Annotated in this window: 2 protein-coding genes; both read right to left on the bottom strand. The window is 57.7% G+C overall.

Translation table 11 applies throughout. The features are described from left to right. Window positions 1-394: flagellar biosynthesis repressor FlbT (gene flbT / locus GO984_RS23280; protein ID WP_157024930.1), on the bottom strand; the 394-nt coding region annotated here is incomplete at its 3' end. Between the two features lies 1 nt (window position 395). After that, window positions 396-752: flagellar biosynthesis regulator FlaF (flaF, locus tag GO984_RS23275; protein WP_157024929.1), on the bottom strand; the 357-nt coding region annotated here is incomplete at its 5' end.

The following is a 752-nucleotide window of genomic DNA, read 5'->3' as shown; positions in this document are numbered from 1 at the left end:
GTACCGCCAACAGGCGATCCTCTCGTGGTAACAGGTTTCGCAGTGCTTTGAGGCAGCGGTAGTGGTTGTTCTGGATCACCGCTTCGGTGGCTTCAGCAAGCGAAGCACGGCTGTCGGGATCGGTGAACACCTGGCTCAGGTCTTCGATCCGGCGCAGCATTGGCAGGCGATCTTCTTCGGCGTCGATATCACCTGTGAGGATCAGCTGGGCGGCGTAACAGACGCGACGGACCGGAGTATTGGCGTTTTCCGGGTGGATCGCATCCCGCAGGCGCAAGATATTGGCATCCGGGGTGACAATCGACAGTCGACTGCGTCGATCGCCATTTTCAATCACCGCACCATTGACCAGCACGCGCTCTTTTGGGGCAAGTTTCAGGACTAGTCCACTCATCTCAAGGTGCTCCGCTTCGAAGGCCACGCATGATGGCCGTGTTGATATCGACCAGCGGTTTGACGTCGGCCTGGCGGGCCAGAACTTTGCTGGTGTGTTGCCGGGTGAATTCGGTCAGGTAGACCAGATGTTCCTTTAGATCCTGTGGCAACTTGTTACTGGGGCTGGCGACATCGGCCATAAAGATTGTCCAAAGTCGGCGGTTGTCTGTAAGAGCGGCCGCCAGAGTGTTGAAGCCCTCGGGGCCTTTGCCTGCAGCGGCTACCAGTTTGTGGGTAATCCGCGCGATGGCGTCGTATTCCAGGTTTTTCACGGTCCGTGTCGGGGCTTTTGCCGCCGAATATGCTTGTTTCGCATG

This window comes from Parasedimentitalea huanghaiensis (genome assembly GCF_009753675.1).
In the GTDB taxonomy this organism is placed as follows: Bacteria; Pseudomonadota; Alphaproteobacteria; order Rhodobacterales; family Rhodobacteraceae; genus Parasedimentitalea; species Parasedimentitalea huanghaiensis.
This window is presented reverse-complemented; position numbering and strand designations above follow the sequence as displayed.